Here is a 6,762-nt window from a genome sequence, read left to right on the forward strand (position 1 = left end):
CACGTGGACACGGCAGTCTGACAGAAAAAAGAAGGGGTCCAGGGGAATTCATTCCCCTGGCCTGCCCAGCCCCTTACTTCGCCAAGACCAAAGCTTCCTTCGACGCCCGGTCGATCTCGTTGCGATGCCGCGGCAGCGCCCCGGGATGCTCGCGCTGCAGCCAGTCGATCATCTTCTCCCGCACCTCGCAGCGCAGGTCGAAGGCGCGGCCGGCATTGCCGGCGCTGACCAGCATGCGCACCTCCATGGTCTCCTGGCGGAAGTCGGTGACCTGCATGTTCACCACCTTGCCGTCCCAGCGGCTGGAATTGCGGGCGATCTCCTCCAGCTTCTCGCGCATCTTCCCGATCGGCGCCGAGTAGTCGACATAGAGCATCACCGTGCCGATCAGGGCGCTGCCCTCGCGGGTCCAGTTCTGGAAGGGGTGCTCGATGAAGTAGGACAGCGGCAGCACCATGCGCCGCCAGTCCCAGAGGCGGACGACGACATAGGTCGAGGAGATCTCCTCGACATTGCCCCATTCGCCCTCGACGATCACCGCGTCTTCCAGGCGGATCGGTTGTGTGATGGCCAGCTGGATGCCGGCGATCAGGTTCTTCAGCAGCGGCTGCAGCGCCAGGCCGACGACCAGGCCGGCAGCGCCCGCCGAGGCCAGCAGCGACACGCCGTATTGGCGCACCCCGTCGAAGGTCATCAGCGCGGCGGCGGTGGTGATCACCACGATCAGGGTTGCCGCCACCCGCTTCAGGATGCGGGACTGCGTGGCGTGCTTGCGCGCCAGCAGGTTGTCCTCGGCCTCGATCTTGTATTTGCGCAGATAGACGGTGGTCCAGATATGCAGCGCGGTCAGCGCCGCCCAGCCGACGCCGCCGATGAACAGCACCAGCAGGATGTGCCGCAGCACCGTCGTCTGGCCGGGCGTCAGCGGCGCGATGCCGGCGGCGATGGACAGGAAGAAGACCATCAGCGCCAGGCGCACCGGCCCTTCGGTGCGGCTGACCAGGGAGCGCCAGAACAGGTCGCGCTCGGCCACCAGCCGCGTCAGCACCCGGTAGAGCAGCCGGTGCACGCCGAGGGCGACCATCGCCCCCACCGCCAGCACCAGCAGGCTCACGGCCCAGGGCGGCGCCCAGGCCAGGGAATCGACCGCCTGCTGGCCGATATCGTCGATCTGCTCGAGCATCACGCCTCCCGCTTCTCGCGCCCTGTCAATGCGGAGCCGGGGGCCGCGTTTCCAGGGGCAGGCACGGGAAGGTGAGGTCAGGCCGCTAGAACGCTGATAATAGCCGGCTTCGGCAGCGCAGCGAAATGCCGTCCTATTCGGCGGGGATGGTCTTGTCGCCGGCGCCGAGCGCCCGCTGCATCACCACCACATCCAGCCAGCGGCCGAACTTGAAGCCGGTCGCGCGCAGCAGCCCGACCTGGCGGAAGCCCAGCGACAGGTGCAGGCCGACCGAGCCGACATTCTCCGAATCGCCGATCACCGCGAAGCACTGGCGGAAGCCGGCGGCCTCGGCGCGCTCCAGCAGGGCGGCGACCAGGCTCTTGCCCAGGCCCTGGCCGTGCACGTCGTGGCGCACATGGATCTGGTCCTCGGCGGCGAAGCGGGAGGCGGCGCCGTCGCGCATGGTCTGGAAGAAGCCGAAGCCCAGCACCTCGCCCTGCTCCTCGGCCACCAGCCAGGCCCAGCCGGCCTGCTGGATGCGGGCCAGGCGGCGCGCCATCTCGGCCTGGTCGGGCGGGACCGTCTCGAAGGTGCCGGTGCCGGTCAGGACGTGATGGGCATAGAGGGCGGTGATCGCCGGCAGGTCCTGGTCGGTGGCGTCGCGCAGCGGCATGCAGGGTCTCCGGCCGGGGAAGAGGTCTCGATGCTTCCCCAGGGGTAAGGGGGCCGGCGGCGGCGGGCAAGGGGGCGGCCGGATGGCGCCCCCTGCCCCAAGCTTCAGCGCGTGCGCAGCAGTTCCGGCACGTGCAGCAGGATGAACTCGTTGTCGTCGGCGCGCGACAGGTGGCGGCCGGCGCTGAAGGGCAGGTTGTTGTCGTTGGCCACGATGATGTGCTCGGCATCCACCATCGCCACGTCCTCGATGGTGAAGAAGGGGAAGCCGAAGCGGTCACGCGGCGCATCGGCCGCCCGGTCGCCGCGCTGGCGGGCCAGGTTTCCGGGGTCGCGGATGTCCATCAGGTCGATATGGGCGAGCTTGGCGACATAGCCCTCGGCATCCACCGCGCCCAGGTCGACCAGGTAGATGCGCTTGAAGCGGGCCGGCGCGTGGAAGCAGGTGGGCGGGGTGGCGGCGGCGTGCTGGCCGGCGGCGCAGGCGAGCGACGGGTCGCCCTCGCCATTGTCGCGCTCGATCACCAAAGCGCGGCGCTCGTCGATGAAGTTGAAGTCGCCGATGGCGGTCGCGCCCGGCTCCAGCCGGTACTTCACGCTGCGGCCGGTCCAGGCGCCGCGGGCGGTGTCGAACTCGATCATGCGCAGGAAGGCGCCTTCCGGCTGGCCGGAGGCAGCCAGCACCGGCTTCTCCAGCAGGGCCCAGAGGCGGCTGCCATCGGGCAGCATGGCCATCCCCTCATAGCCGCCGGAGCGCTGCGACTGGAAGGCGACGCCGGCCGTCGGGCTGGCCGGCACCTGCAGCGACGGGTGGTCGGGGCTGCGGATGGCGCGGCCTTCGAGCTGGGTCTCGACCACCTGCTGGACGCGGCCGGCCATGTCGACGCGGATCAGGAAGGGGCCGAACTCCTCGCCGATCCAGAAGCCGCCATTGTTCGGGATCGGCTGGATGCTCTCGGGGTCGAAGTCGCTGCCGGTCAGGTAGCGGGCATCGGTGCCCTCATGGGCGATGCGGAAGGGCACGCGGCGGCCGGGGTCGGACAGGAAGATGGTCTGCTCGACGGCGACTTGGCCGCTGCGGAAATCGGGCCGCACTTTGTGGAACATCAGCAGCGCGTCGCCGCTGTTGCGCTTGGTGCCGAAGCCGTTGTCGGTCAGCACCCAATAGGCGCCGGGCTCGCTGTGCACCGGCTTGATGCCGGAGAAGCCCTGGACCGGCTGGCCGATGAAGGGCAGCGAGATGCCGGTGGGGCGGCCTTCCGGGGCCGGGCCGGTGGTGCCGGGGATGCTGCCCGGGCGGTCGACGCGGCCCTCGGGCCCGGTGAACTTGCCGGACACCATGGCGTCGCGCGGCGCGTCGGCGGGCGGCAGGGCCATGGCGTAGGCGGGGAGGACGGCATGGCCGGCCAGGCGCGCCGGCAGCTGCTGGTCGGCGAAAGCGGTGCCGCCCAGCCCGAGCAGGGCGGTGGCGGCGAGCAGGACAGCGCGCATCGCGGGGATTCCTTCAGGACGTCGTCGATGGACGCGGCTGTTAGAGTCCCCGTGTTGCGCCGGCTTGACGGCTTGATGACGAAATCGCGGAACCGATTACCGGGCTACCGTGTCGGCCATGCGGGCGCCACGCCGGCCGAGCCGCTGCTCCGGCCCGGTGGTGGTGTCATGCGCCGTCTGGTGCTCCATCTCGGCGTTCAGCTCGGCGCCGACCAGGACAATGATGGCGGAGAGCCAGATCCAGGTCATGAAGCCGATGACGGCGCCGAGCGACCCATAGGTCGCGTCGTAATTGCCGAAGGAGCCGACATACCAGGAGAAGCCGGCCGACAGGATGGCCCAGGCCACCGCGGCGAAGACGCCACCCCAGCTGACCCAGCGCCAGCGCGCCTTCTCGCGGCTGGGGCCGAAGCGGTAGAGGGTGGCCAGCAGCCCGGTGATGCAGGCCAGCAGCAGCGGCCAGCGCGCCAGGCGCAGCAGCCATTCGGTGCTGCTCTCGAGGCCGGCGAAGCGCAGCACCACCGGCAGCACGACGATCGAGCTCATCGCCAGGATGATGAAGAGCAGCGCGCCCAGGGTGAAGCCCAGGGTGATGACGGTGCGCCAGACGAAGCCGCGCTTCTCATCCTCCTCGTAGACGATGTTCAGCGCGTCGAACATCGCCTTGGTGCCCTGGTTGGCCGACCACAGCGCGACGCCCAGGCCGGCGATGGCGCCGAAGCCGAGCTTGGCCGGCTCGCCGCTGGTCAGCCGCTTCAGCTGCTCGTCCAGGATGTTCAGCCCGCCCTCGGGCACGAAGCCGGCGAGCTGCTGCAGGTGGGTGGCGACCGTCGCCGGATCGGCGAAGAGGCCGTAGATCGAGACCAGCGCCGTCAGCGCCGGGAACACCGAGAGCAGGGCATAGAAGGTGATGCCCGCCGCCTCGGTCATCACCCGGTCCTCGTTGGCTTCGATCGCCGTGCGCTTGAGGATGCTCCACCAACCGCGCGCCGGGATCTGCGCCGGGCTGCGGGCGCGGCGGCCCTCGGCGCCGGAGGCGCCCGGCGCCGTCGTCCGGGCCTGCGCCACGGCCGGCTTGCCTTCCGGCGCCAGGCCGTCCGGCACCAGGGAATCGGCGGGAGGCGCGGCGGAGCTCTTGGTGATGGACATCGGCCGTGATCCTGGGCGGTCGGAAAAAGGGCTGCGCCTGTGCAATGACGCTGCCCGTGCAACGACGCGACCGGCGGAAGGTTCCGTCGCAACGCAGCGAGCATGGTAGATGATGCATCTCCTACAATTGATCTTCGACGCGTCACAATAATATGACAGAACAACACCCAATGGAAATAGAAATGCGGCAGAAAATTGGCAAAACAGTCTCACAGAAAATTCGGAAATCCTGACAGACGCGTGTTTTGAATCTGCAAGCTTCCGAAAAGAACTTGCCCTGCAGCAGCCCGGACTGTTCCGGGCGTCGGAAGAAGGAAGCGCTGCATGAGCGATCGCCCCGGACTGCAAGGAGATGCGCCGCAAGGATTGTCAGGGCTGGGCGCGGCGTCGGACGACCGGGCGATCGGCCAGTTCTCCGGCGAGATTGACGACGCCGCCACCGTGCTGGACGGCATGCTGCACGGCACCGGCGTCGCCAACGGGCTGAGCAACCTGGCCTGGGGCGCGCGGCTGGCCGATATCGCCGACCATGCCTGGCATGGCGAATTCGACGAGGTGACGGTCGACAGCTTCGGCCTGGTCGGCAGCGCCGGCGGCGCGGCGGTGGGCGGCGCGGTGGGCGGCAGCCTGGGCGGGCTGCTGGGCGGCAGCGCCGGCGCGACCACGGGCAGCGTGGTGCCGGGCGCCGGCACGCTGACGGTCGGCGCGGCCGGCGCCGGCACCGGCGTGGTGGTGGGCACCGGCGTCGGCACCGTGCTGGGCGGCTATTGGGGCGGCGAGATCGGCGAGGGCGCCGGCCGCGCCACCGTCGACCTGGCCGGTCAGGTCTCCGACTATTTCGGCTGGGGCGACGGCTTCACCGACGTCTCCATCGGCAAGGGCGACCGGCTGGACGGCGCCAGCGCCTTCGACAGCCCGGCGCTGAGCGATTTTGACAGCGGTCGCTTCGGCGACGGCTTTGACGCTGGCCGCTTCGGCGACAGCTTCGACAACGGCCGGTTCGGGGACTTCGACAGCGGGCGCTTCGGCGGGTCCGGGGCCAGCCTGTCCGGCTTCACCGACTGGTCGGGCGATTACGGCTTCGGCGACAGCGTCTCCGACGATATCGGCGGCTTCTCCGACCCCGGCTTCAACAGCGGCTACAACGACGATAGCGGGGGCGGCGACAGCAGCTTCGACAGCGGGCGCTTCGGCGGCGATGACGGCAGCGGCAGCCTGGGCGGCGGCTTCACCGACTGGTCGGGCGACTACGGCTTCGGCGACAGCGTTTCCGACGAAGCCAGTGGCTTCTCCGACCCGGGCTTCAACAGCGGCTACAACGACTACAGCGCCAGCGACAGCAGCTTCGACAGCGGCCGCTTCGGCGGCGACGATGACGATGGCTACAGCGGCTATAGCGGCGGCGGCTTCACCGACTGGTCGGGCGACTACGGCTACGGCGACAGCGTTTCCGACGATGTCGGCGGCTTCTCCGATCCCGGCTTCAACAGCGGCTACAACGACTACGGCGACAGCGATTACGGCAGCGCCGGCCTCTGGTGAGGCCGGCGGCCGCGGCGCCGCCTCTCACGGCGTCGCGGTCAGGGCCTGCTGCATCTGGTCGAAGGAGGCGGCCACCGCCGGCTCGCTTTCCTTCGCCTGCAGCCGGCTGGCTTCGGCGGCCAGGCGCAGGCGGGCCTCGTCGGTCAGGCCCGGGCGCAGCAGCGGCAGGTCGGTTGCCACCACCTCGGCCATGCGGCGGCGGTTCTCCGTGCTGAAGCCGGGCTCGTCCAGCATCCGCAGCATGCCGGCGATCACCTGCGACAGGCCGAGCTGCATCCGCCGCATCCCCTCCTCCTGCTGCGGCGTCAGCGCGCCGGGGGGCGGGAAACGGCCGGCGGCCTGCAGCTCCTGCACCAGGCTGGCCTGGGCGCGGTAGAGGAAGGTGGTGGCCAGCACCAGCTCCGCCTGCAGCCTGCCCTGCATCGCCGCCGGGTCGGGGGCGCGCTGCACCACGGTCAGGTAGTTGCGCACCGCCCGGCTGGCCAGCTGGATCCACTGCATCAGATCGGGGGTGCCCTGGCCCTGCTGCGGCCGGCCGGCCAGCAGCGCCTCGCTGTCGAACAGCCGCTCCAGCATCGCCCGGCCGGCGGGGTCGGACAGCCGCGGCAGCTGCTCCAGCGGCGCGCCGGGCGGAGCCGCCTGGTCGAAGTCGCGGAAGGCCGACTGCGCCGCCGCCAGCGCCCCGGGCGAGACCTCGGCCGCCGCCGGGACCGCGGCGAGCAGCAGCAGGGAGAGCAAAGCGG

General features: G+C 70.3%; 6 protein-coding genes. 1 reads left to right on the forward strand and 5 read right to left on the reverse strand.

Going from position 1 to position 6,762, the window contains the following annotated elements:
- Positions 1-73 precede the first annotated feature (73 nt).
- The 4 genes from BKE38_RS28645 to BKE38_RS28660 all read right to left on the reverse strand — a co-directional run bounded on the left by BKE38_RS28645 (position 74) and on the right by BKE38_RS28660 (position 4,477).
- Entirely contained in the window at positions 74-1,183 is a 1,110-nt protein-coding gene (locus BKE38_RS28645) for a mechanosensitive ion channel family protein (protein ID WP_076960533.1), read from the reverse strand.
- A gap of 133 nt (positions 1,184-1,316) precedes the next feature.
- Positions 1,317-1,838, reverse strand: coding sequence for a GNAT family N-acetyltransferase (locus BKE38_RS28650; protein WP_076960534.1), 522 nt, complete (start codon positions 1,836-1,838; stop codon positions 1,317-1,319).
- A gap of 104 nt (positions 1,839-1,942) precedes the next feature.
- Positions 1,943-3,328: an esterase-like activity of phytase family protein gene (locus BKE38_RS28655; RefSeq protein ID WP_076960535.1), complete on the reverse strand. Its 1,386-nt coding sequence runs from the start codon at positions 3,326-3,328 to the stop codon at positions 1,943-1,945.
- A gap of 96 nt (positions 3,329-3,424) precedes the next feature.
- Positions 3,425-4,477 (reverse strand): YihY/virulence factor BrkB family protein, encoded by a 1,053-nt coding sequence (locus BKE38_RS28660; RefSeq protein WP_083747940.1) that lies wholly within the window; start codon positions 4,475-4,477, stop codon positions 3,425-3,427.
- A 324-nt stretch (positions 4,478-4,801) separates the two neighbouring features.
- Here BKE38_RS28660 and BKE38_RS28665 point away from each other — a divergent pair, with 324 nt between their 5' ends.
- The gene (locus BKE38_RS28665) at positions 4,802-6,019 is read left to right on the forward strand and encodes a hypothetical protein (protein WP_131829778.1); all 1,218 of its coding nucleotides are present in this window, start codon (positions 4,802-4,804) and stop codon (positions 6,017-6,019) included.
- Positions 6,020-6,043: 24 nt separating this feature from the next.
- Here BKE38_RS28665 and BKE38_RS32580 read toward each other — a convergent pair.
- The coding region (locus tag BKE38_RS32580; protein WP_165694316.1) for a hypothetical protein at positions 6,044-6,762 on the reverse strand (719 nt) is incomplete at its 5' end.

This window comes from Teichococcus deserti (assembly GCF_001982615.1).
In the GTDB taxonomy this organism is placed as follows: domain Bacteria; phylum Pseudomonadota; class Alphaproteobacteria; order Acetobacterales; family Acetobacteraceae; genus Pseudoroseomonas; species Pseudoroseomonas deserti.

What these genes read in the sequence shown, in the direction of transcription:
- BKE38_RS28655 (WP_076960535.1), bottom strand. Translation starts at nt 3,328, where the DNA reads ATGCGCGCTGTCCTGCTCGCCGCCACCGCCCTGCTCGGGCTGGGCGGC.
- BKE38_RS28660 (WP_083747940.1), bottom strand. Translation starts at nt 4,477, where the DNA reads ATGTCCATCACCAAGAGCTCCGCCGCGCCTCCCGCCGATTCCCTGGTG.
- BKE38_RS28665 (WP_131829778.1), top strand. Translation starts at nt 4,802, where the DNA reads ATGAGCGATCGCCCCGGACTGCAAGGAGATGCGCCGCAAGGATTGTCA.
- BKE38_RS28650 (WP_076960534.1), bottom strand. Translation starts at nt 1,838, where the DNA reads ATGCCGCTGCGCGACGCCACCGACCAGGACCTGCCGGCGATCACCGCC.
- BKE38_RS28645 (WP_076960533.1), bottom strand. Translation starts at nt 1,183, where the DNA reads ATGCTCGAGCAGATCGACGATATCGGCCAGCAGGCGGTCGATTCCCTG.